This is a genomic window from Nonomuraea gerenzanensis (assembly GCF_020215645.1).
GTDB lineage: Bacteria > Actinomycetota > Actinomycetes > Streptosporangiales > Streptosporangiaceae > Nonomuraea > Nonomuraea gerenzanensis.
Window position 1 is genome coordinate 6,258,678 of the sequence record NZ_CP084058.1, and the last position, 24,060, is coordinate 6,282,737.

The following is a 24,060-nucleotide window of genomic DNA, read 5'->3' on the forward strand; positions in this document are numbered from 1 at the left end:
CTCCTCCTCAGCGGACGTTCGACTTGTACGTCAGCACCAGGCCGACGTTCCGCAGCCCCGAGGCGTCACCGTCCACCTCGAGGACCCAGTCGCCGGCGGTGAGCCCCGGCGTGGTCACGTACGCGCCGTCGTCCAGGCCGAAGGCGCGGCTCCCGGCGGCCAGCGTCACGCGGACCGCGCTCCCGCCCTCGCCGTCGCCCTCGAAGGCCGCCCGGACGCCGGTGATCTGGCCGCCGTTCATGCCGGGGAACAGCGCGGCGTCCACCGGCAGCGCGAGCGCCCCGCCTGCCGCCTGGAACTCCGCCCACTGCTCGGGGAAGTCTCTGGCCACGTCGATGAAGCGGGCCGCGGCGAACGGCTTCAGCAGGCCCTTGACGGCGCTCGCGAACGGGTCCCCGCCGTGCCTGGCGGCGTACTTGACGGTGAGGACGACCTCGCGCAGGTCGGCGGGCGGCCTGCCGGACAGCTCCAGCCGCCAGGTGGAGACGGCGCCGGTGCCCTCGAAGGGCAGGTAGCGGTCGTCCTCGTAGCGCACCTCGAACAGGCCGCTGCCGTCCTCGCCCTCCCCCACGTGCGACAGCGCGATGCGCTGGCCGGCCCGCCAGTCGGCGCGGACGGTGCCGGGCGCGGCGCCCTTGGGTTCGAGCAGGTGCTTGACGGCCTTGGCGTCGGCCGCCAGCACGGTCTGGTGGCCGAGCTGGGTGAGCGTGGCGTTGGGGGTGAGCCGGCCGTCCGGGCCCTCGAAGGCGAGGGACACGGTCTTGATCTGGCGGCGGTAGTGGCCGGGGAAGTCCCGGTCGAACATCGCCTCGCTCAGCGCGAAGTGGCAGGTGCCGGTGTTCTTGAGGGTCAGCAGCGCCACCGGGTCCAGCTCGGTCAGCGGCACCCGCTTGACGATCTCCAGGTCGCGGCCGTCCGCCTCGACGTACGCCTGGGCCAGCCGCTCCAGGTCCAGGCCGAGGCTCTCCCCCGCCAGCAGCCCGGCGCGCCTGCTGTCCCAGTACGCGGGCCGGATGAAGGACGCCCCGTCGGCGCCGCGCTCGAACTGGTAGGCCCGCTCGGCGGCCCTGGCCAGGTCGTGGGCCATCCCGTACGCCTGGAAGTACAGCCCGGCCAGCCGGTCGGCCATCCACGCGTACAGGTCGGCGCCGGCGAACCTGCCGCGCACGAAGGCCGCGACGGCCTCCTGGTGGGTGATCTCCTGGTGCAGCACCTCCAGCTCCCGCCGGGCCAGCGCCAGCGCGTTCTCCGCGCCCGCCACCTGCTGGTCGGCCTGGAGCAGGTCCTGGCGGGCCACGTCGAGCTGGAAGCGCCAGTCCTCGGTGGAGCGCTCGTTCTCGACGCGGACGCCGATGAGCTCGCCCAGCATGCTGAAGCCCTCGCCGAGCGACTCGGAGATCTCCGCCCCCTTGTCCAGGGCGGCGCCGAGCTGCTTGCCGCCGAACTCGGTGCCCATGATGAACGGGCCGGCCAGGATCTGGGGCGCGGCGTAGGCGACGGCCGCGCCGATCTTGAGGCCGGCCGCGGCCAGGTGGGAGTTGGCGGCGTCCTGCATCACCCTGAGCTGGTCGAGCTGGAGCGCCGACAGGCCGTCGGCGATCAGCTGCTCGTAGTGCCGCGCCCGCGCGGTGATGGCGTCGCGCCCGGCCTGCGCCTCGCGCAGACCGGCGGTGGCCACGCGGACCTGGGCCTCCTTGACACCGCGGGTCATGGCCAGGATGACGGCCTCCTGCCGGTGCTGCAGCAGGGTCAGCTCCTCGGTGTCGCGCCGGTCCAGCGCGCCGAGCAGGTCACCGCCGAACTGCCGGAGCTTGTCCACCAGCTCCTGCGCGCGGCGGAACAGGAACCAGAAGCGGTGCTGCGGCACCGCGGCCGCCTGCGCCGCGGCGACCGGCTCGACGCCGGCGCCGGAGGCGACGCCGCGCACCAGCTCCATCGGGTCGGCGGGCGGCTCGAACAGCGGGATCGGCCGGCTGACGCCCATGATGGTGAGCGACTGCCTGATCTTGCGGAGCCGGTCCTCGACGCGGTTCCAGTAGTCGGCGAACAGCGCGTTGTCGGGGATGTGGAAGTACGGGTCCCCGACTCCCTGGTGCACGGCGCCCGGCCCGGTCAGCAGCTGCCCGCCCGCGGTCACCTCGGCCGCCCGGCGGGCGGCGGACAGCGGGCGCAGGCCCAGCCCGCCTGGCCGCTCCCCCAGCAGGTCGTAGGCGTGGATGTAGATCATCCTGGCCTCGTCGACGCTCTCCGCCGTGTACTGGCGGAACAGCAGGTCGCCCCAGTCGAGCAGGTTGTCGATGTAGGCCATGACGACGGCCCTGCGGTAGGCGGCCGGGCGCAGCTCGGCGATGGCGTGCGGGTCGAACGGGTCGTCCCGGTAGGCGTCGAGCTGCCGGCCGTGGTCGCCCATCAGGTCGTACTGCCGCCGCAGCCCGCCGATCATGGCGGTCCGCTCGCGCAGCCCGCGCAGCACCGCGCCCGCCTCGGGGTTGCCCGCGCCGGTCACGGCGTCGAACGCGGGCGCGAAGTCCACCGCCGCCAGGCCGGCCAGGTCGCTCAGGTCCTCGCTGGTCAGGGTGCGGTTCTGGAAGGCCGCGGCCAGCTCGGTCAGGCGCTCCAGCACGGGTTCGAGCAGGTTCGCCAGGTCCGTCAGGCCGACGCCCAGGCGGCGCAGCCCGGCCAGGTCGGCCGCGCAGTTGGCGGCCAGGGCCCGCACGTCGAGCGCCAGGAAGGGCAGGAACCGCCAGTAGGCGACCGGCTCGGTGGGGTCGAAGACGTACTCGTACCAGGTCCTGGCGTCCTTGAAGCGCTGGGCGCCGTTGAGCGCCCGCGCGATGAGCAGCGGCGCGTGGAAGAAGATCTCCCAGTAGTAGCCGCCGTTGGCGCTGGGGAAGTCCAGGTGCGAGCTGGTCGGCATCTCGGTCACGGCATACCGGGAGCCGACCTGGATGGTCGTGGCGTTGGAGACGGTCCTGCTGAAGGCGGGCAGCTCGTCGGTCTCCTGCGTCTCGGGGGCGAGCAGCGCGGCGACGCCGCCGGTCAGCAGCTTCTCGTTGAGCCGGTAGGCGGTGGCCGAGGTCAGCCGGACCACCTCGTACGGCAGGCCGGCGTACTCGAACGGGCGCTGGACGGCCACCTGGGAGGGGTAGGTGGCGTAGTGGCGGTTCAGGAACACGTACAGGTTGTCGGCGGTGTCCAGCACGCCGGTGAAGTCGCGGGCGAACCAGGACGTCAGGCCGCCCCAGTTGCCGGCGATCGGCTGCCACGTCAGCACGGGGCTGGTGGTCAGGCCGGTGGTCGGCTCCGTGCCCTCCGGCAGGATCGCGTAGTCGGGACCGCTGAAGAGGTAGCGCCGGCCGCCGCGCCTGAACACCGCCTTGACCTCGCGTGCCAGCTTCAGCGGGTAGCCGTCGTCGAGGTGACGGCCGGGCAGCCCGTCCCGCAGGGTGTAGCGGTACAGCTCCAGCTTGCGGGTCAGGTACAGCTTGTCCCCGTCCACGTACGCGGCGTCCACGCCCTCGTCGGTGACGATGGCGGTGCGGACGAGACCCAGCTCCCTGGAGTCGCGGACCTGCGGGGCCGACTCCCCCTTCAGGTAGGTGCAGGTGGCCGCGGTGTTGTCGAAGAAGTGGTGGCCGTTGTCGTGGGCGAGCACCGCGTGCACGGGCCCCCGCTTCGGCATGCCCGCCACGTCCCCCAGGGTGTGCTCCACCGGGTCGCCGGTGCCGAGCACGTAGTACTTGTCCCCGGAGAAGAGCAGCACGTCGTCGCCGAAGGCGGCGATCCCGTCAGGCCGCACGCCGGCGGGCAGCTTCCAGCGGCCGGCCAGGTCGTGCTCGGTGAGGTCCGGCAGCTCGACGTACGTGCCGCGGGCCAGGGAGACGAGCACGGTCTTGCCCTGGTGGGTGAAGGCCGCGTCCACCTTCGGCCAGGCGGGCAGGTCGTCGCCGTTGGCCGCGATCTGCTGGGGGTAGCCGCTGTCGAGCCTGCCCAGCACGTTGTCGGCGCGGGTGTAGCGGTAGTACTCCGCGCCGGAGAAGACGTAGGTGACGACCCGGTTGCTGGTGCGCACCGTGCAGGCCGCGTCCACGGCGCCCCGCTCCAGCAGGCCGGTGCGGACGATGCCCCAGCGGCGCGCGATCGGCTCCACCGGGTCCTCGGCCGGGTCCTGCTCGGCGGGGGACGAGACGTACCCCTTGCCGGAGAAGTAGTGGCGCAGCCGGTCCTCGGTGGGCAGCTCGACGGCGGCGTCGATGCGCGCCCACGACTTGGGCAGGTGCGCCTTGCCGTCGGCGCGCAGGATCGGCACCTCGAAGCTGTCGTCCGGGGTGACCCGCCGGCACAGGAAGCTGCCGCCCTTGTGGTCCACGCTCAGCCAGGGCCCGTCGGTGGTGCCGGCGGGCATGTTGAAGGGCACGGCGGCGCTCTCGTCCACCGGCTCCTGGAAGATCGTGTCCAGCCGCGCGGTGGCGGCCGGGCCGCGTACGCCGGTGGTCTCGACCACGTACAGCTCAGGGGTGAGCGCGTACGCGGGGGGCTCCGGGTCGTCCGGTTCGTACGTGCACGTCACGACGATCGAGTCGTGCGCGTCCTGCGTCCCGTCCGGCATCACCCGCGAGGCCCGCACGTACAGCTCGGCGTCCGTGATCGGCTCGCGCTGCCCGGGGGTGGTGGCCAGCAGCTGGGCCGGGCTCCACTCGCCGTTCAGGTTGAGGAAGGAGTAGAGGATCCTGACCCGGTGCTCCGGCGGCGTGGCCGAGACCGTCTGGCTGCCTGCGGCGGTGCCGGGCGTCGTGGTGATCGTGGTGCCGGCGGCGTCGGCGGGCGCGACCTTCTCCACGACCGCCCAGAACACGAAGATCCGGCCGAAGGCGTGCACGGGGTGCACCCGCTCGGCGTCGATCTGGGCGTCCACCTTGAGCCAGGGCTCCCAGGTGGCCGACAGGCCGTCGCCGTCCCTGAACTCGGCGCGGCGGTAGTAGTGGCGGCGCGGCTCGGTCCTGGTCCGGCCGAACAGCACCAGCCGCCGGGTGTCCTGCTCCGCCTCGTCGGGCCGGTAGACGTAGCCACCGGCGATGGCCAGCCGCGACACCTCGGTGTACTCGTCCAGGTAGCGCTTGTAGGCGCGCTGCACGGTGTCGGGGGTGATCTCGCCGCGCAGCAGGTCGGCCTCCAGCTCGCGGAACGCCGGGGTCTTGGTGTCGCGCAGCTCGGGCCGCACGTAGTTCTCCGGGTAGAGGAAGACCTTCCGGTTGGCCTCCCAGATCCGGTAGGCGGACATCCACTCCCACCAGGCGCGCAGCCGTTCCCTGACGGTCTCGTCGGACAGGTGCGCGCGGGGCGCGGCCGGCTCGGCGCCGAGCAGGTAGCGGTGCAGGAAGAGCTGGACGGCGGCGATGGCCTCGCGCACGCGGGAGGTCGTGCCCTGCCCGCCCATGTCCACGTCGATGAACAGGTGCTCGTACAGCTCGCGCGAGTTCGCCAGCTCCGGCCGCCCGGCCAGCACGGCGGAGACCAGCGCGTCGCGCTTGGCCGTGTTGAGCCGGTCGTGCAGGCGGCGCTCCAGCTCCGGCCAGTCCTGCGGGCCGGAGCGGCGGGAGAGCAGGGCGTGCAGCGTGTCGCCGACCGTGGCGGCGACCTGCTCCGGGCTCCCGTCGTGCAGCGGCACCCAGAGCGAGCGGTACGCCAGCGACGGCACGGTGCCCATCCTGCCCGTCACCGCGAACAGCTCGGCCAGGCGGAGCAGGAACTCGATCTCGAAGCGGTCACCGGGCGGCCCCTCGTGCCGCCTGACCCACCTGACCTCCTCCGGATCCCAGCCGAACAGCTCGTGCAGCCGCCCGTACGGGTCGGCCACCACCTCCGTCAGGAACCCGCCCGTCCCACCGGGCGCGGAGCGGGCCAGCAGGGCCAGGCGGCCGATGGCGGCCACGTCGTCGAGCCGGTAGTCGGCGGCCCCGGACCAGCGCGGCCTGAACGGCTGCGCGGCGGCGCCGTCGCGCACGTACCGGTCGCCCTTGGTCAGGTAGGTGCGGCCCTCGAAGACGAACGCGCCGTCGAGGCCCTCCTCGAAGCCGGCGGGCAGGTCGCCCCACGCGTCCTTGATCGAGCGGGGGTAGCCCTCCTCGGCGTACTCCAGCGCGCCCGGCCGGTAGCGCGCGTACTGGCCGGCGGTGAAGACGTACAGCTCGCCGGTGGGGGCGGTGAAGGCGGCGTCCACGCGCGGGCGCGCGGGGTCGAAGGCGTTGTCCACGACGCCCCAGGTGCCGGGCACCGCGCGCGGCACGCCCTCGTCGGCGCGCAGCCACCGGCGGTTCCTGAACAGGTGGACGTGGCCGTCCGGGCCGCGGAAGGCGGCGTCGAGGCCGTCCTGGAAGTCCTCCGGCAGCGACAGGGCGGGCCTGCCGAGGTCGGCGGGCAGCCCGGCGGCGATCGTGCGCGGGTAGCCCTCGTCGGCGAGGTCCCGGCCGGGGCCGGAGTAACGCACGTACTGGTCGCCGGCGAACAGGAACGTGGCGGTGTCCGTGACCAGGGTGGCGTCCACCCGGCCCGCGGCCACCGCGTTGCGGACCCGGCCCGCGAGGTCCGCCAGCTCGTAGGTGGCGGCGGCGGTCCTGGACACGGCGTGGCAGCCGCCGCCCGCCAGCAGGAACACGGTGCGCCGGTCGGCGACGGCGGCCTGGATCCGGCGGCCGGTCCCGTCGAGGATCACGTCGTCGAAGGTCTCGCCGAGATGGGCGAACGCCTCCTCCTTGCGCAGCTCGGCGGCGATCGGACGGGGATAGCCGGGGTCGGCGTAGCGGTACTCGGAGCCGGTGTAGCGCACGTACCGGTCCCCGCAGAACAGGAACGTGTGCTCGCCGGTGACCACCGCCGCGTCCACCCGGTCGATGCCGTGCGAGCCGGTCCACTGCCTGACCGGCGCCATCGGGGTGAAGGTGCCGTCGAAGTAGCGGGTGAACTGGTGGCTGAAGAAGAAGTACGTGGCGCCGTCGGCCGCGGTGAACGCGGTCTTGAACACCTCGCCCGGCGCCCGGTCCCGGCCGAGCCCCGGCCACAGCCGCTCGGCCGGGCGCGGCGGCGACCACTGCCCCGTGGCCTCGGTGTACTGCAGGCACCGGTCGCCGTGCAGCAGCACCATGGCGCCGCCCGCGAACAGCACGGCGTCCGGCACGCCGAACCCCTCCTCCCGGTACATCTGCGGGATCCCCCAGAACCCGGCGTCGGCCGTCCCCGTCTCGGCCGGGGCGGCGTAGTCGGCGCCGGAGTAGACCAGGTAGCGCATGCGCCCGTCCGGTCCGGGCCGCTCGAACACGTACGTCCTGCCGTCACGCACGTAGGCCAGCACCACCGAGGTCAGGCCCGCCCAGTGCGCGGCGATCGGCCGCGGCACCCCGTCGAGCCGCTCAGGCCCGGTGTGGGCGACGAACTGGTCGCCGCTGAACAGGTACGTCCTGCCGTCGCGGCCGACGAACGCGGCGTCCACCGTGTTGCCGTGGTGGATGGTGTCGCGCGGCCGGCCCCACTCCTCGGCCAGCGGGTACTCGCGGCCGAGCGTGACGTTGTAGCAGGAAGCGCCCTTGAACAGGTACGTGTTCCCGTCGGCGCCCGTCAGCACGGCGTCGAGCCGGTCGCGGAACGCGGCGGGCACCTGCCGCAGCGTGCGTGGCCTGACCGGCGTCAGGCCGGGAGCCAGGCCCTCCAGCGCGCCGTGCCGCCACCAGCCGTCCTCGCGTTGCACGAGCACCGACCCGTCCTCGACGAACGCGCACGTCACCCCCGCCAGGTCGAGGTGGGTGTAGTGGCGGTAGAGCGCGTCGGACACGACGTGGCAGCGCCCGCCCTCGAACAGGAACACGTTGCGCCGGTCGGCGCAGGCCGCGTCGATGGGGCCGTCCAGGGTGCGGTGCAGGTTGCGCAGCCGGGGCTCCTGGGCCAGCGCGGAGACGGCGCGCGGGTAGCCGTCCTGGACGCGGGTGTGGTCGTGGCCTTCGTAGCGGACGTACTGGCCGCCGGAGAACAGGTACGTGTGCGTGCGCGTCACCTCGACGCCGTTCACGGTCTCGGTCGAGTCGGCGACCAGGGCGGCGTCCACCTTGCCCGTGCGGGCGATGGTGTTGGCCACGTTGCCCCAGAACGGCTTGACCGGCGCCGGGTAGCGGTCGTCCACCCGGCTGTGGTCGGCGGTGGAGTAACGCACGTAGCTGCCGTCGCCGAAGACGTAGGTCCGGCCGTCCTTGCCGACGAACGCGGCGTCCACCTGTTCGAACGGCAGGCTGCCCCACAGGTCGCGCAGCGGCCGCGGCTCGGTCCACCAGCGGCGGCGGTCGCCGGCGACCACGTACTGCTCGCCGCTGAACAGGTACGTGCGCCCGTCGCGGCCGGTGAAGACGGCGTCCACCGTGGTGAAGCCGGACTCGGCGGGCAGGTTCCACCAGCCGTCGCCCACCGGCCTCGGGAAGCCGGGGTCGGGCGTGGTGTAGTCGGCGGTGGAGTAGCGGGCGTAGAACGGGGCCTGCTCGGCGGGGTCGCAACGCACGGTCAGCAGGCCGGCGTCGTACTCGATGACGAGCCTGACGCCCTGCTCGGTGGCGAGCCGCCACTGCGGCCCGTCGCCGTCGAGCGGCGCCTGCTCGGCGACGGGCAGGCCGTGCTCCAGCAGGCGGCGGCGCAGCACCGCCGTCAGCCGCCCGGCCTCCAGGTCCGCGAGGTGCTCGGCGGGCAGGTCGAGCAGCTTGCCGCCGATCCCGAACAGGTAGGTCTGCCGGTCCATGACGAACGCGGCGTCCACCCGGCGCAGCCCGCCCCAGTCGGTCTCGATCCGGCGCGGGTAGCCGGAGTCGGTGACGGAGTAGTCGGCGGTGGAGTAGCGCAGGTACCGCTCGCCGCCGAACAGGTAGGTGCGGCCGTCCATGCCGACGAACGCGGCGTCCACGGCCCCGCCAGGCAGCACCTCCTCGACGATCCCCCACCGCTGCCCGGTCGGCACGGCGCCGGCGGCGTCCCCCACCGCGACGGTCCTGCCGTCCTTGAACAGGTGGACCACGCCGTCGCCGTCGGCGAAGGCCGCCTCGACGCCCGACTCGAACTCCGCCGGCAGGCCGGGGAAGCGCGTGCCGATCCGCTGGGGGTACCGCTCGTCGGCGGTGACGCCCGCGCCCTCCAGGCCGTCGGTGTAGGCCATGACCTGGTCGCGGGAGAACAGGTACGTGCCCGACGCGTCGGTGTAGGCGGCGTCCACCCGCCCCGTGTCGGCCAGCTCGTTGCGGATCCGGCCCCAGGTCCCGGCGATGGGGTGGTCGGCGGTGTCGCCGACGGTGTAGGCGCGCTCGCCGCTGAACAGGTGGGTGCGGCCGTCCCTGTCCTGCAGCCCCGCGTCGACGCGGGTGCGGAACGGCTCGGGCAGCGGGGTGCGGCCCTCGCCCTCCCACCACCGGCCGATGGCGCGCGGGTAGCCCTCGTCCACGGTCGCGTAGCCGGGGCCGGAGTAGCGGACGTACTGGTCGCCGCAGAACAGGTACGTCCTGCCGTCGGCGTCCACGAACGCGCCGTCGATGCGGGCGGGGTCGGTGAACGTGCTGCGCACCTTGCCCCACACCTGGTCCTTCGGCACCCAGCGCAGGCTGCCGGGCGTGCGGGTGAACGCGCGGGACAGGCCGTCGCGGTCGCGGCCGACGATCCATTCGAGGCCGTCGGCGGCGCTGAAGGCGGCGTCCACCGCGGTGAGCCGCTCGAACCTGGGTGACAGGTCCTTGAGCGGCTTGCCCTTGGGGTCGGCCAGGGCGTAGGCGCCGGCCGAATAGGTCCAGTAGCGCTGCTCGTGGAAGAGGTACACGTGCCCGTCCGCCGACTCCAGCAGCGCGTCGAAGCGGTCGAGGCCCGGTGGCAGGGCCAGCGGCTCGGGGAACCCGCCCGCCAGGTCCTGGTCGCGGAAGGCCGCCTCGACCTCGGCCGCGTCCAGGCCCAGCCGGGCCGCCAGCGCGGCGAACGCCCGCACGCGCCGGTGGGCGTGACGGAAGCGCGGGTCGGCGGGCGCTGCCAGCTCCTCGCCGGTCTCGTCGGCGAGGTCGGCGGCGGCCAGCGCGGGCACCACGAACGTCTCCATCACGCCCGCCGGAGCACCTGTCCAGGTGCCGGTCAGGGGCCCCGTCACGCCGGCGCAGATGGCCAGGGCCGTCTCGGCGGGCACGCCGAGGGCCTCCTCCAGCACGGCCGCCAGCTCGCCGGCCTGGCGCTCGGCCAGCCCCGACAGCGCCTCCACGATCTCCGCGACGCCCGCCGCCAGCTCCACGGCGACCCCGTGCAGCAGGAAGAACACGTCCTTGGCGTAGTCCTCCAGCCCGGGCAGGGCGTAGCCGAGCGCGTTGCCCGGATTGCCGAAGTAGGCCAGCCGCCCGGCGGGCACGGCCAGCGTCTCGTCCAGGTCGCCGGCGGCCACGAGCCGCTCGACCAGGCGCACGCACTCTCCCGGGTCGAAGCCGAGCCCCGCCACCGCCTCCAGGTCCAGCCGGTACGGCTCGGCCTCGCGGACCACCGCCGCCACCCGCTCGGCGACGATCTCCTGCTCGGCCGCCGTGAACCCGTCCGCCAGCGGCGCCTCCTGCGCCAGCCGCGCGACGGCGTCGCCGGGCAGCCGGCCGTCCTCGGCGCACAGGCCCGCCAGCCGGTCCAGCACGCGCCGCCCGGCCACCGCCTCGGCGAGCTCCTCGAAGTCCTCGGCCGCGAACGCGAACAGCGCCGCCCTGAACTCCTCGATCTGCGCCTTCATGACGTCCAGCACGCCCTGCCGGTACGGGTGGAACTCCGGCGGCAGCACCAGGTCGTCGGCCTTCAGCCCGGCCAGCGCCGCCTTGTCGGCGTAGTCGCCGTCGGCGTCCAGCCAGCCGTTGAAGCGCAGCCCCTCGGCCAGCGACTCCACCTGGTCCGGCGAGAGCGGCAGGGCGGCGAAGGCGTCGGTGTCGAGCGTGAGCCGGCCCTGGCGGAAGCGGCGCACCCGCTCGTGCAGCGCCTCGAACGCGGCGGGCGCGGCGTCGCCCAGGTCGGCGTTGACGGCCAGGGCGGCCTCGTCGCCGGTGAACAGGATCTGGCCGTCCTCGTCGAGGCAGCCGTTGTAGATCAGGTTGTCGTACAGCTCGGCCTGCTCCGCCGCGGTCATGGTGGTTTCGAGCGCGGCCAGGTCCGACGGGTACAGGGCGGGCGGGCCCTCGGCGTCCTGGGTCAGGCGGGTGATGAGCGCGTGCACGGCGGGGCGGTGCGCGGTGAAGTCGCCCGCCAGGCGCAGCCCTGCGGCCTCCTGCGGCAGCGCGGCCGCCTCCAGCGTCCCGTCGGGGCGCAGGTGACCGGCGGTGACGAGGTTGGCGTGGATCTTGGCGGCGAGCCGCTCGCCCAGGCCGAGACCGGCGAAGTCGTCCTCGGTCACCACGGCCAGGTCGGTGAGCGCCTCGCGGGCCGCCGCCTCGGCGCTGGAACGCTCCAGCCGCAGCACGCGGTCGTCCTGGGGGCAGACCACGCCGTCGTAGGCGGTCAGCACGTCGTGGACGACCTCGGCGGCGCGCTCGCCGAACCGGTCGGAGGCGAGCACCTCGGGCCCGAACGCCTCCAGGCGGGAGCTGAGGTCGCCGGCCAGGGTCGTGGCGTGCTCGCCCGCGTCCTCGCCGGGCGTGCCGCCCAGCATCTCGCGCAGCGACGAGGGGCCGAGCCCGGTGGCGCGCAGCCACTCGGCCACGGCGGCCAGCGTCTGCGCCAGCCACAGGCCGGCGGCCGGGTCGCCGCCCGCCAGGGTGCGGTAGCAGTCCCGGGTGCCCGCGCCGGTGTCCACCGGGGGCGGGAAGGAGCCGTACGGGCGCGGCCCCGGATCGGCGTCGAGCACGTCCAGCACGTCGAACAGCTCGGCCGCCGACAGCCCCAGCGCCGAGGTGAGCACGCCGACGCGGTGCAGCAGCGACAGCTCCGCCAGCCCGACGGCGGGCCCGTCGAAGGGCGCCGTCTCGTGCGGCGTGGCGGCGTACCTGGCGCGGAAGCGGGTGACGATCTCGGTGACGTCCGGCTCGGCCAGCGCGTGCGCGACCCGGCGGCGGTACTCGGCGTTGCGCGCGGCCAGGATGTCGCCGCGGCAGGCGAGCACCTCCAGCCCGGCGGGCAGCTGGTCGGGCCAGGGCCAGATCACCGCCCGCTCGTAGGGGTCGCCGAACGTCCTGCCGAACAGGCCGGCCGGTTCGGCGCCGCCGCGCACGCCCGCGGTGTCCATCGGCGCGGCCAGCGCGCACACGACGTCCACGGGCAGCTCCCAGGCCCTGTGCAGGTGCACGACGGCCGCCAGGACGCGCAGCGCGGGCAGGTCGACGCGGTTGCCGCAGCAGGAGCGCAGCACGAGGTCCAGGTCGGTGAAGGACAGGCCGGTCTTGCGTGCCAGGTGCACGAACCGGTGCGCCCGCTCGAACCAGGCGAAGGGGACGGCCTCGCCGTCGGCCCACACGAGCGTGTCCTCCTCCTCGTCCACGCCGGCCGGGCCCTGGCCCTGGTTGACGTAGAAGACCTTGGCCTCGGCGGGGCCGGGCTCGGGGGCCGGGGTGAGGTTCTGCAGCAGCAGCTCGCGCAGCTCGCCCGCGGTGAGGCCGGCCGCGCGGCGGAAGCGGCCGGCGTCCCGCAGGGCCGTCAGGTCCTCCTCCCCCAGCCCGTAGCGGGCTCGCAGCTCCGGCTCCGTCACCGGCGTCGTCACCAGGCGCACCTCGTGCGGGGTCAGCCCCAGCGTCAGCCGCGCCACCGTGTCGGGGCGGGCGGCGCCGGCGAAGAGCCGGTACAGCTGCGCCGGGGTGACGCCCAGCTCCTCCAGGTACGCCTGGAGCCGCTCGTCCTGGAGGGAGAACGGCTGGTCGAAGGGGTGCTCCAGCTCGCGCAGCCGCCCGTACGGGTCGTCGCCGACGACCTTCTCCAGGACCTCGACGACGATGTCCAGGTAGGGGATCTCGGTGTAGGTGTCGTCGGCGTCCAGCACGACGTCCTTCAGCCCCGGCCGCCGTTCCAGCAGCGACGGGCGCTCGAAGCTGTCCTCCAGCAGGCGCAGCAGGTCGGCGAGGTAGGCGGCCGGCGAGTGCACCGACCTGGCCTCGTCTCCTTCGCGGAACTCCAGCTCGCCGAAGAGTCGTTCGTAGGTAGGCAGGGATCCGTTCGCGGACAAGAGAGCCTCCCGGGTGTCCGGCGCGGGCGCGGCACGTCGAGATGCGGGCCGCGCGGCACCGGGCCGCTCCCCCGGCCCGACGCCGGTCGCAGCCTTGGCAGGCCGGTTCAACGTGCGATTGCCGCCGGATTACAGCGAGTGATCACTACCGCCCCGTGGGGCTCTCACCTGCGGCGACGTTCGCTCCCTTACGGCAGGTTCTGCTCATTTTGCGCGTTCTGCTCAGCAGCGGCGGGTGGACGAAGAGCCCCGCCGCTCGAACCGGCCGCCGCCGCGGCACGTCTATCAGTCATGCGCATCATCACGGCAGCGCTGCTCCTGGTGCTGATGGCCGCCTGCGGCTCCGTCCCGGCTCCCGCCGGCACCGACGAGTTCGACCGGCGCGCCCAGCGGCTCGCCGAACGCTGGGAGACCTCGCCGGAGCGGCGGCCCTGGACCGACGGGTTCGTCCCGTTACGGAACCTGACGCTGGAGCTGGACTGGGCGGACGTGCCCCGCTGGGTGGGCCGGAGCCTGATCAACAGCGCCTGGAAGCTGGAGACCGAGCTGCCCGGCCGGACACCCGCTCCGGTCGAGCTGCGCTTCCAGGACGGCGGCACCTTGCGCGTGCCGGTCATCAGCGCCCGAGCCGCCTACGCCGGCCTCACCAAGCCGAAGTCCTTCGCCGACGAGCCGTGCCCGGCGCGGGGCTGCCGGCCGCTGCGCGTGGTCGGGGTGACGCGCGGCGAGGCCGCCGTGCCCAGCAGCCGGGGCGAGGTGCGCGTGCCGGTCTGGGAGTTCACCGTCGAAGACGTCCCCCAGCCGTTGCGGCGGGTCGCCGTGGACCCGGCCGCCATGGGCGGGCCGCCCCAGCCGCTGCAGGACGAGCCGCAGGAGGTGCAGACCTACGACACGCCCGCACCGGCCGAGCTGCGCCTGAGCTACCTGCACGGCACCTGCGACACCACCCACGGAGCGCGCGTCCACGAGACCCCGCGGGCGGTGGTCGTGGACGTGGACGTCCGCGACGACGACGTGGAGTACTGCAACGCCATGGGCAAGACCGACCACCTCGGCGTCACGCTGCGCCGGCCGCTGGGGAGCCGCGTGGTGCTGGACTACAGCAGCGGGCTGCCCCTGCTGCCAGGCAGCGACATCCGCCTGGCGGAGCTCAGGAACTACGACCCGCGCCGCTCCTGACCCCGCCCCGGCAGTCGCGTGCGCAGCGCCTGATGACGCTCCACGAGCCGCGCGGCGATCAGTTCGGCGGAGCCGGTGCAGCCGCCGCGAAGCGCGCCACCTCGTGGTAGGTCGCGACCTCGGGCAACGCCGTCAGCGCGTGCATGAGGCCTTCCTCGGCGTCGGCGTGATGCTCGGCGTAGGCGCCGTCCAGCGCCAGCCGCGCCTGCGCGGCGACGAAGTTGACGCAGCTCGCGGCCTGCATGGCGAACGAGCGGTCCGGGTCCAGCACCGCGGTGCCGCCCGCCGCGCGGTAGGCGGCCATCGTGGCGCGGATCGCGGCCCCGTCCACGCCGTCGGCGGTGAACCAGCGCAGCAGGGCCATGGCCAGCTCCCGGTCGGCGCATCCGGCGCCGGTGTCGTCCCAGTCCAGCAGGACCCAGCCCCGGTCCGTGACCACCACGTTGGAGCACTGGACGTCCAGGTGACACGTGATCAGGTCGTCCGGTTTCGACGGCGTGACCAGCGCCGCCAGCCGCCGCAGGCCGGGCAGCGAGGCCGCGAGCAGCTCCTGCCACGGCCGGCGCGCCGCCGCCGGGCCGGCCAGGTGCTCCCAGTCCACCTCGTCGAGGGCCTCGTACCAGGGCTCCGGCGGGTCCGGCGCCGCCAGGGCCAGCCCGTGCAGCCGACCCAGCAGCTCTCCCAGGCGTTCGGGCGTTCCCGGGTCGTCCGGGCGCGCCGCCGGGCCCTCCTGCCAGTCGTAGAGGCGGACACCGCCGCCGCCCAGGGCCGCCGGCAGGTGCGCCACCAGCCCGCCACCCGAGGCCGGGACGTTGCGCGGGGAGCGCACGCCGACGGCCGCCGCGCCGCCTCCTGGAGCGCCGCGCCCCGGGCCACGGCCCGCTCGTCCACGCCCCAGAGGTGCTCCTTGACGGCGTACGCCGCACCGCCGGCCGTCAGGCGCCAGACGCGTCCCATCGCACCCCGGCCGACCGGGGTGACGTGCGCACCGGCCGCGCCCAGCCCGAAGAGGTCGCACAGCGCGGCGGCCAGGTCCGCCGGGGAACGGTCAGTCATGCGCGGGCCTCACCGTCCGTGCCGGGGTCGGAGCGTCGCCGGTCCCGCCGTCCAGCTCCGGTACGCGGGCACGTCCGGCGAAGAACATGGTCTGCGTTGTCCGGTGGGCACCGCATCCTGTTTTCACGCGCGCCTTTCCTGGCGCGTTCGCGCTGCTGTCCGGTTTGAGGATGTCCCAGCGCCGCCGCCTCAGCCGGATCGCCCCCCAGCCGCAGAGGAGCCCGATCGCCATGCCGACGGCCACGTCCCCCGGGTAGTGCGCGCCGACGTACACGCGGGAGAAGGCCACCCCGGCGGCGAGCACCGACACCGGCGCGGCGACCGGCACGGGCGCGTACGCGGCGACCGCCACGGCGAAGGCGACGGCCGAGGCGCTGTGCCCGGAGGGGAAGGACGAGGAGGTGGGGATCCGGCGGCGGCGGATCACCGGGATGAGGTGCGCCACCGGGCGTTCCCGGCGGAAGGCCTGCTTGGCCAGCAGGTTGGCCGTCGGGCTCGCCAGCGAGATCGCCAGCAGGCCGCGCAGCCCGGCCCGCTGCAGGTCCGGCCGGCCGGTCATGAGCAGGCCGCCGGCGACCAGCCACCACAGCACCGCCTTGTCGGCGGCCGACGTCAAGGAGGGGAGCACCGCGTCCAGATAGGGCAGGTGGGCGCGGGCGATCCGCTCGAAGGCCTGCCTGTCCCTGGCGTCGAAGCGTTCGAGAAGGGTCACATGGGCGATCGTGCCTGAAGGAGCGTGTCGCGCCTCACCTTCGGCGGGTGACGGCGCCCCACCTACGGCGCCTCACCTTCAGCGGGTGACGCGGCCGGGGCGCGGGGGCGGTGTCATCGGGGGATGGGACGTCCCGATGGCAGCGCGAAGATCCCGGCGAGCCGGTTCGAGCACGCCCAGGCCTGGACCGCGCGCCTCGCCCTCGCCCTCGCGGCCGCCGTCGTGCCGATCATGCTCGCCGCGGCGGGGTTCCAGAGCATCACGCTGCTCGCCCTCGGGCTCGGCGCACTGGCCGTCGCCTCGGCGGCGGTGTGGGTCGCGCTGACGCACCGGGGGCTGGTGCGCGGGCTCGCGGTGGTGGTGGCCGTGCTGGCGCCGCTGGCCGTGCTGGTCAGGTACGCGGTGGCCGGCGCGCTGTGGCCGATGATCGTCTCGGCCGGGCTGCTGGTGCTGGCGGCCGTCACCGGCCGGGTCGCGATGGCCATGGGGGTCTCGCCCGCCCGGTTCAGGGGACGGGCCGTGCCGGCGCCGAAGCGGCCGTACCTGATCATGAACCCGCGCTCGGGCGGCGGGAAGGTGGACAGGTTCGGGCTCGTGGCCAAGGCGGGCGTGCTGGGGGCGGAGGTCCAGGTGCTCGACCCCGACCGGCCCCAGGACGTCGCCCAGCTCGCCCGCGACGCGGTGGCCAGGGGCGCGGACCTGCTGGGCGTGGCCGGCGGCGACGGGACCCAGGCGCTGGTGGCCGCCGTCGCGGCCGAGCACGACGTGCCGTTCATGGTCATCCCCGCGGGGACGCGCAACCACCTGGCGATGGATCTCGGCCTGGACCGCGACGATCCGAGCACGTCGCTGCGCGCGCTCGACGACGGCGTCGAGATCAGCATGGACCTGGGGCTGGTGGCTGACCGCACGTTCGTCAACAACGCCTCGTTCGGGGCGTACGCGGCGATCGTGCAGAGCCCCGCGTACCGGGCCACCAAGCTGCACACGGCGCTGGACCTGCTGCCGGAGCTGCTCACGCACCGCGCCGGCGCGCGGCTGGTGGCGCGGGCGGGCGAGGTGGTCATCGAGGCTCCGCAGGCGGTGCTGGTGAGCAACAACCCCTACCTGGCGGGCAGGGGCGGCGGTTTCGGGCGCCGGCTCCGCCTGGACACGGGGGTCCTGGGCGTCCTCGGCGTCACGGCGGACACGGCGCTGAAGGCGGCGGCGCTGGTGTGGGGGCGCAGGTCGGCGGCGCTGACCTCGTTCACCGCTCAGGAGGTGGTGGTGGACGCCGACGAGCCCGAGATCCCGGTCGGTGTGGACGGCGAGGCGCTGCTGCTGCCCACACCGGTGCGGTGCCGGGTGCGGCCGGGCGCGCTGCGGGTCAGGACGCCTCGCGGCAGTGGTGGGGAACGTCTGCCGGTGAGCTGGCGCACGGTCTGGGGGCTGGCGTTCCCGCCGAGGAGGACCGGCCGCCGCCGTACGCACCGGACGGCCGTCTGACCGCCGGCGCAGCAGCTCGCCCTGTCGATCATCAGCCCCACCGGCGGTCAGACGGCCGCCTCCTGCGTTCCCAGCATTGTTTCCGCTGCTCAGGGCAGTTCTGTGGCAGGTCCGACTAGCGGAGAGGTGACCGTCGCGCAGGGTGCGGATGATGGGTGGGACGCAGTGAGGCACACCGGTGGAAGGCTCCTCCAGGACGCCGGGCGGTGGCGGACGCGGACGAGCTTCGAATGGTCCATCCGGGGCCGGGTGACGACGCTGGCCACCATGGTGACGGTGGTGCTCTGTGTGATCACGGGATGGCTGGTGCTGAACCACCGGCTCAACCACGAGCTGGACCACCGGCTCAGACACCTGTACGGGGCGGACCTGGAGCTGATGCACCTGTTCGCGCACCGTACCGTGCCGCCCGTCATCCAGGCCGAGCGAGTGACCGCGACGCAGCTGGTCACGCCCTCGGGGCGGGTGGTGTCGGCGAGCGCGCTGGTGCGCGGGCAGCCGCGGATGGCCACGTTCGCGCCACCGCGGCGGCCGTCCTTCGCGGATCGGCGGTTGTGCGACGTGCCCGGTTTTCCCGGCCGGTGCATGCTCGTGGCGGCGATGTGGGTGCCCACCCAGGGCGGGGACCTGATCGCCTACAGCACGCTGCCGGAGCCGCCCTGGTACGGCAGCGGCCCGCTGCTGGCACAGCTCGTCGTCGCCTCCGGTTTCCTGCTGGCCGTCGTCGCCTTCGGCAGCTACCACCTCGTCGGCCGCACCCTGCGGCCCGTGGAGGCGATGACCGTCGAGCTGGCCGAGATCACCGCCACCGACCTCGGGCACCGCGTGCCCGTCCCGGCCCACCACGACGAGATCCGCTACCTGGCCACGGTCGTGAACAACACGCTGGACCTGCTGGAAAAGGCCCTGCAGCGCGAGCGGCGCTTCACCTCCGAGGCCTCCCACGACCTGCGCACCCCGATCACCGGCGCCCGGCTGCGCCTGGAGGAGGCGCTGATGAACCCCGGCGCGGTCGACTGGCCTGACATGGCCAAGGACCTGCTCAACGACGTCGAACGCCAGCAGGCCATCGCCGACGACATCCTCACCCTGGCCCGCCTGGACGCCGACCGCTCCCGGCAGCACGTGCGCACCGACCTGGCCGAGCTGGTGCGCGCCGAGCTGCAGCGCCGCCTGCCCGGCCGCGTGCCCGTCCGCGCCGACCTGCAACCGGAGGTGTACGCGGCCTGCGACCGGGTGCTGCTGGCCAGGCTCCTGACCAACCTGGTGGACAACGCCCAGCGCCACGCCGCCACCTGCGTCACCGTCGCGGTGAGAGCCGAGCACGGCGACGCGGTCCTGGCCGTCATGGACGACGGCGCGGGCATCGCCCGCCAGCACCGCGAGATCGTCTTCGAGCGCTTCGCCCGGCTCCCCGAGTCACGCGAGCGCGACCCGAAGGGCACCGGCCTCGGCCTGGCCATCTGCCGCGAGATCGCCCGCACCCACCGGGGCACCCTGACCGTGGAGGACCCTCCGGGCCAGGGCACGTGCCTGGTCCTGCGGATGCCCCTGCTGACCTGATCCGCCGAGCCTGATGGCAGCCGCTCCGGCACCTTCTGGCAGCATCGACACCTGATCGTTCGAAACGATGCGACCAGGGGGAAGCATGGATCTGCGGTTGGCCGGGCGGCGGGCCGTCGTCACGGGAGGCAGCAGGGGGATCGGGCTGGCGGTCGGCCGGGCGCTCGCGGCCGAGGGCGCGGCGGTGGCGCTGGTCGCCAGGAACGCCCGCGCCGTCGAGGAGCAGGCGGCCCGCCTGGCACAGGAGACCGGCGCCCGGGTCGTCGGCCTCACCGCCGACACCGGCGACGACGCGTCCGTGACCGCCATGGCGCAGGCCGCCGTCCGCGCGCTGGGCGGGGTCGACATCCTGGTCAACAACGCCGCCGCCACCAATCGAGGGGCGATCCCGGACGACGACCTGGAAGCCGAGATCAACGTCAAGGTGCGCGGCTACCTGCGCTGCGTCCGCGCGTTCGCCCCGGCCATGGCGGAACGCGGCTGGGGCCGCGTCATCAACATCGCCGGCCTCGCGGCCCGCCAGAGCGGCTCGATCGCCGGCTCGGTCCGCAACGTGGCCGTCGCCGCCATGACCAAGAACCTGGCGGACGAGCTGGGGCCGAGCGGCGTCAACGTCACCGTGGTGCACCCTGGCGCCACCCGTACCGACACCATGCTGGACATCGTCGGCGAGCTGGCGGCCAAGAGCGGGACGAGCGCGGAGGAGTTCGAGAGCCGGATGGCGGCCTCCGTGTCCATCGGCCGGCTGGTGCGGCCCGAGGAGGTGGCGGCGGTGGTCGCCTTCCTCGCCAGCCCGCTCAGCGTCGCCATCAACGGGGACGCGGTGGTCGCCGGTGGGGGCGCGAAGGGGGCCATCCACTACTGATCGTCGCTCGTGACCCGGCCGGTGCGGAGGTTGACCTGCCCGTACGGAGAAAGATCCGCCCAAGCCCTCCATCCGGGCGAGTTCCCGTCTAAGGTGTACCCGCCCCGACGGAACCGCCCCTTGCCCCGTCCGCGAACCCGGGAAGATCACGAAGCACTTGGAGGTGCAACGATGGACACACCCGCGTATGTGAAGGCCGTCATCGAGCAGACGAGCACGTTCGCCGACTGGGTGCACGACAAGGACGCGGCGACCCCGGTGCCGACCTGCCCTGAGTGGACGCTGGCCGATCTGGTCGACCATGTCGGCGGGACGCAGCGGATGGTGGCGATGCTCGTGGGCGAGCAGCTCAGCGAGCCGAGCAAGGCGTTCGCCGCCCTCGTCCCCGGCCCGGCCGATCCGGGTGAGTGGCGGGCCTGGTTGGGCGACGGCGTGGCCCGGGCACAGCAGGCCTTCGCCGCGGTCACCGATGAGACGCCGGTGTGGGATCCCTCGGGCGGCGCCGCCGGCGTGCCGTTCTGGTCACGCCGGCTGCTCGGCGAGATCTGCGTGCATCGCGCGGACGCGGCCGCCGCGCTCGGCACGCGGTACGAGCTGGACCCGGAGCTCGCCGTCGCGGCCCTGGAGGACTGGCTCGCCACGATGACCTCCCGCGGCTACTGGGAGAACAGGCCGGGCTTCGCCGACGCGATGCGCGGGGACGGTCAGAGTCTGCACTTCCACGCGACCGACGCCCCCGGGGAGTGGGTCGCGCGCCGGGAGCCGGACAGGGTGGCGCTGGAGCGCACCCACGACAAGGCGGACGTCGCGGTGCGCGGCCCGGCCGCCGAGCTCCTGCTCGTCGTCAGCAGGCGCCGCCCGCTGGACGAGGCTCCCACGCTGGAGGTGCAGGGGGATCGGGCGCTGCTCGACCACTGGATCACGCACATGGACTGGGTCACCGGCTGACCCACGCGCCGATCGTGGGGTGTGACGTCCCCAGCGCGGTTCGCGAGTCCCCCTGCTCGGCGACTCGCGAACCGCGGTCCCCTGGTTCAGGCCGCTCCTGAGGGTCAGGCGAGGGCGACGCCGTACATCGCCTTGATGATTTTGACGGGTACGTCCAGGGTCCTCGGTTCGAGGTTGGCGTGGATGGCGACGCTGCGCAGGCCGTCGCCGGTGCACAGGGCGAGGGTGAAGGACCCCGGGAGGGTGCCGCTGACGCCGCGCAGGGTCAGGCCGCCCGTCCCCGCGCTGTCGAACTCGATCACGCCGAGGCCGTAGCGGGCGTGCGGCAGCCAGACGACGTCCTCGCCGCCGACCATGGTCCACATCTCGCGGTGCTGAGCCGGTGGCAGCAGGGTGCCGGTCGCGATCGCCTTGAGGAAGCGGGTCAGGTCCTCGGTGGTGGAGACGATGCCGCCGGCCGCCCAGCCCCAGGAGGTGTTGAGCGCGGTGACGTCGATGGGCGGCTTGTCGTGGTCGATCATGGACGCCCAGTTCTCCGCGGTGAGCGTCGCCGGGTCGACGCCGTCCTTGAGGGCGCCGGCGACGTAGGTGGTGGGATGCGGGTCGAGGTAGGTCGTGGCTGCTGCGGGCCGTACGTAGGTGCGGGTCAGGCCGAGCGGCCGGATGACCGTGCGTTCGACCTCGGCGGCGTAGGTGTCGCCGGTGACCCGCTCGATGATCGCGCCGGCCAGGTAGTAGCCGCCGTTGGAGTAGACGAACCGCTCCCCCGGCTCGCCGACCGGCGGCTGCGACACCGCGAGCCGGACCAGCTCGGCGGTGGACCAGACGCGGGCCGGCTGCGTGGCGAGGCTCTGCTGCAGCTCCGGTGCCAGGCCGGTGAGGAACAGTCCGCTGGTGTGGTTGAGCAGGTGCCGGATGGTGATCTTGTCGCCGTCGTAGCCGCCCGGCTCCAGGACGCCGGGCAGCCAGGTGCTCACCGGGTCCTCCAGGCTGAGCCGGCCTTCGGCGGCCAGGGCCAGCACAGTGGCGGCGGTGAAGGCCTTGCCGGAGCTGCCGATGTGCACGTACTCCCCCGGCTGACGCCGCTGCCCGGTGGCGAGGTCGGCCACTCCCGCGGTGCCGAACCAGGCTCCGCCGGCGTCGTGGATCTCGGCGACGATGCCGGGGATGCCGTCCTCGGCGGCCTCGTTCAGGATCTGCTGGACCTCTTCGTGGATGTTCTGTGCCATGGTGCTGCCTTTCTGAGAGAACGGTTGCGGACGGGGGGTCAGCGGCCTCTGCGCATGTGGGCGCGCAGCGACAGCGGGACGAAGATCACCAGCAGCGCGGCCGACCAGAGCAGGACGGCGGCCACCGGATGCGCGAGCGGCCAGGACACCTCTCCGGACGGGGCGCCCGGGTTGCCGAAGAGCTGCCGTGAGGCGGCGGTCAGCGCGCTCACCGGGTTCCAGTCGGCCACGAAGCGCAGCCAGGCCGGCATGCCGTCGGTCGGGACGAACGCGTTCGACACCATCGTGAACGGCAGGCCCAGCGGCACCAGCGCGTTGGCGACCTGGTCGTTCCTGACCAGCAGGCCCACGTAGACGCCCACCCAGCCCAGCGCGTACCGCAGCAGGATCATCAGCAGGAACGCCTCGGCCGCGGGGAGCAGGCCGCGGTGCGGCTGCCAGCCCACCAGCAGGCCCGCCCCCACCATGACGGCCAGCATCAGGACGCCGGTCAGCAGGTCGGCGCCGGTCTGCCCGAACGGCACCGCCAGCCTTGCCATCGGCATGGAGCGGAACCGGTCCATCACACCGCGGGAGGCGTCGCCGGCCATCCGCGTCATGACGCCCAGCCAGGCGGAGAAGGCCACCATCGAGAACAGGCCGGGCATGAGGTACTCGCGGTAGTCGCCGCCGTCCGGCACCTGGATCGCGCTGCCGAAGACGTAGCCGAACAGCACGATCATGATGACCGGGAAGACCAGCGCGGCGACGATCTGCCCAGGCTCCTGCCGCAGGCGGCTCAGCTCGCGGCCGATCAGGGTCAGCCCGTCGATCAGCGTCCAGCGCAGGCGGGCCGCCGGCGAGGTCAGGGCGGTCATCGTGCGGTCTCCTTGCGGTCGGAGGGGCGCGCGGTGAGGCGGAGGAACACCTCGTCCAGGGTGGGGCGGCGCAGGCTCACGTCGGCGACGGCGACTCCGGCGTGGTCCAGCTCGCGCACGATGTCGGCGAGCCGGAGCCCGGTGGCGGGCAGGGCGACGCTGAGCCGGTCGGTGCCGGCCGTGGCGGGCTCGGCGCCGGCCAGGGTGTTCAGGACGGTCACCGCCTCGGGCATCGTGCCCGGGTCCTCGAGGGTGACGTCGAGGCGGTCGCCGATGGTGGCCTTCAGCTCGTCGGGCGTGCCGGTGGCGACCACCTGCCCGTGGTCGACGACGGCGATGTCGTCGGCCAGCTGGTCGGCCTCGTCCAGGTACTGCGTGGTGAGCAGCACCGTGGTGCCGTCGGCCACCAGCTCGCGGACGCTGTCCCAGATCTCGCCGCGGCTGCGCGGGTCCAGGCCGGTGGTGGGCTCGTCCAGGAAGAGCACCTCGGGACGCAGGATGAGGCTGCTGATCAGGTCGAGGCGGCGGCGCATGCCGCCGGAGTAGCCGGCGACCGGGCGGTCGGCGGCGTCGGCCAGGCCGAAGCGTTCGAGCAGCTCGTCGGCCCGCTGGTGCGCGCGGTGGCGGGACAGGTGGTAGAGGCGCCCGAACATGCGCAGGTTGCCACGCCCGGTGAGCTTCTCGTCCACGGCGGCGTACTGGCCGGCGAGCCCGATCCTGGCCCGCACCTCGCCGGCCTCGCGGACGACGTCGTACCCCGCGACGCGGGCGTGCCCGGCGTCGGGGTCGGCCAGGGTCGCCAGGATGCGCACCGCGGTCGTCTTGCCGGCGCCGTTGGGCCCCAGCACGCCGCACACCGTTCCTCCGGGCACGCTCAGGTCCAGCCCGCGCAGGGCGTGGGTGTCGCCGAAGGACTTGTGCAGCCCTTCGGCGACCACGATCGGATCGGTCATGATCCCCTCCAACTGGGTACGTTGTACGCGGTTGGC

At 74.0% G+C, this 24,060-nt stretch carries 11 protein-coding genes; 5 read left to right on the forward strand and 6 right to left on the reverse strand.

Annotated features, from left to right (window positions below):
- Positions 1 to 7: 7 nt before the first annotated feature.
- Entirely contained in the window at positions 8 to 13,177 is a 13,170-nt protein-coding gene (locus LCN96_RS29360; RefSeq protein WP_263657334.1) for a hemopexin repeat-containing protein, read from the reverse strand.
- A 291-nt stretch (positions 13,178 to 13,468) separates the two neighbouring features.
- On the opposite strand from LCN96_RS29360, the gene LCN96_RS29370 reads away from it, so the two are divergent.
- On the forward strand, positions 13,469 to 14,356 hold the full coding sequence (locus LCN96_RS29370) for a hypothetical protein (RefSeq protein ID WP_225265652.1): 888 nt from the start codon (positions 13,469 to 13,471) through the stop codon (positions 14,354 to 14,356).
- A 58-nt stretch (positions 14,357 to 14,414) separates the two neighbouring features.
- Here the strand turns inward: LCN96_RS29370 and LCN96_RS29375 are convergent, their stop codons facing one another.
- Both LCN96_RS29375 and LCN96_RS29380 read right to left on the reverse strand, forming a co-directional pair.
- The gene (locus LCN96_RS29375) at positions 14,415 to 15,185 is read right to left on the reverse strand and encodes a phosphotransferase (RefSeq protein ID WP_225265653.1); all 771 of its coding nucleotides are present in this window, start codon (positions 15,183 to 15,185) and stop codon (positions 14,415 to 14,417) included.
- Between the two features lie 219 nt (positions 15,186 to 15,404).
- Positions 15,405 to 16,124, reverse strand: a complete 720-nt coding sequence (locus LCN96_RS29380; RefSeq protein WP_225265654.1) for a phosphatase PAP2 family protein — start codon at positions 16,122 to 16,124, stop codon at positions 15,405 to 15,407.
- 123 nt (positions 16,125 to 16,247) lie between these two features.
- Here LCN96_RS29380 and LCN96_RS56740 point away from each other — a divergent pair, with 123 nt between their 5' ends.
- From LCN96_RS56740 to LCN96_RS29400, 4 genes are all read left to right on the forward strand, one after another.
- Complete coding sequence (locus LCN96_RS56740) at positions 16,248 to 17,609, forward strand: diacylglycerol/lipid kinase family protein (protein ID WP_263657335.1); 1,362 nt, start codon at positions 16,248 to 16,250, stop codon at positions 17,607 to 17,609.
- Positions 17,610 to 17,774: 165 nt separating this feature from the next.
- Positions 17,775 to 19,172, forward strand: a complete 1,398-nt coding sequence (locus tag LCN96_RS29390; RefSeq protein ID WP_225265655.1) for a sensor histidine kinase — start codon at positions 17,775 to 17,777, stop codon at positions 19,170 to 19,172.
- 85 nt (positions 19,173 to 19,257) lie between these two features.
- Positions 19,258 to 20,037 carry an SDR family NAD(P)-dependent oxidoreductase gene (locus tag LCN96_RS29395; RefSeq protein ID WP_225265656.1) on the forward strand — a complete coding sequence of 260 codons (780 nt, stop codon included), beginning with the start codon at positions 19,258 to 19,260 and terminating at the stop codon, positions 20,035 to 20,037.
- A 171-nt stretch (positions 20,038 to 20,208) separates the two neighbouring features.
- Positions 20,209 to 20,985: a maleylpyruvate isomerase family mycothiol-dependent enzyme gene (locus tag LCN96_RS29400; RefSeq protein WP_225265657.1), complete on the forward strand. Its 777-nt coding sequence runs from the start codon at positions 20,209 to 20,211 to the stop codon at positions 20,983 to 20,985.
- 104 nt (positions 20,986 to 21,089) lie between these two features.
- Here the strand turns inward: LCN96_RS29400 and LCN96_RS29405 are convergent, their stop codons facing one another.
- From LCN96_RS29405 to LCN96_RS29415, 3 genes are read right to left on the reverse strand one after another with little or no spacing between them, the layout of a single operon-like run.
- Positions 21,090 to 22,214 carry a serine hydrolase domain-containing protein gene (locus LCN96_RS29405; RefSeq protein WP_225265658.1) on the reverse strand — a complete coding sequence of 375 codons (1,125 nt, stop codon included), beginning with the start codon at positions 22,212 to 22,214 and terminating at the stop codon, positions 21,090 to 21,092.
- A gap of 38 nt (positions 22,215 to 22,252) precedes the next feature.
- Positions 22,253 to 23,071, reverse strand: a complete 819-nt coding sequence (locus tag LCN96_RS29410; protein WP_225265659.1) for an ABC transporter permease — start codon at positions 23,069 to 23,071, stop codon at positions 22,253 to 22,255.
- Complete coding sequence (locus tag LCN96_RS29415) at positions 23,068 to 24,024, reverse strand: ATP-binding cassette domain-containing protein (RefSeq protein WP_225265660.1); 957 nt, start codon at positions 24,022 to 24,024, stop codon at positions 23,068 to 23,070. The genes LCN96_RS29410 and LCN96_RS29415 overlap by 4 nt, the downstream gene beginning before the upstream one ends.
- Between the last annotated feature and the right edge of the window lie 36 nt (positions 24,025 to 24,060).

What these genes read in the sequence shown, in the direction of transcription:
- LCN96_RS29415 (WP_225265660.1), bottom strand. Translation starts at nt 24,024, where the DNA reads ATGACCGATCCGATCGTGGTCGCCGAAGGGCTGCACAAGTCCTTCGGC.
- LCN96_RS56740 (WP_263657335.1), top strand. Translation starts at nt 16,248, where the DNA reads ATGGGACGTCCCGATGGCAGCGCGAAGATCCCGGCGAGCCGGTTCGAG.
- LCN96_RS29370 (WP_225265652.1), top strand. Translation starts at nt 13,469, where the DNA reads ATGCGCATCATCACGGCAGCGCTGCTCCTGGTGCTGATGGCCGCCTGC.
- LCN96_RS29400 (WP_225265657.1), top strand. Translation starts at nt 20,209, where the DNA reads ATGGACACACCCGCGTATGTGAAGGCCGTCATCGAGCAGACGAGCACG.
- LCN96_RS29410 (WP_225265659.1), bottom strand. Translation starts at nt 23,071, where the DNA reads ATGACCGCCCTGACCTCGCCGGCGGCCCGCCTGCGCTGGACGCTGATC.
- LCN96_RS29405 (WP_225265658.1), bottom strand. Translation starts at nt 22,214, where the DNA reads ATGGCACAGAACATCCACGAAGAGGTCCAGCAGATCCTGAACGAGGCC.
- LCN96_RS29395 (WP_225265656.1), top strand. Translation starts at nt 19,258, where the DNA reads ATGGATCTGCGGTTGGCCGGGCGGCGGGCCGTCGTCACGGGAGGCAGC.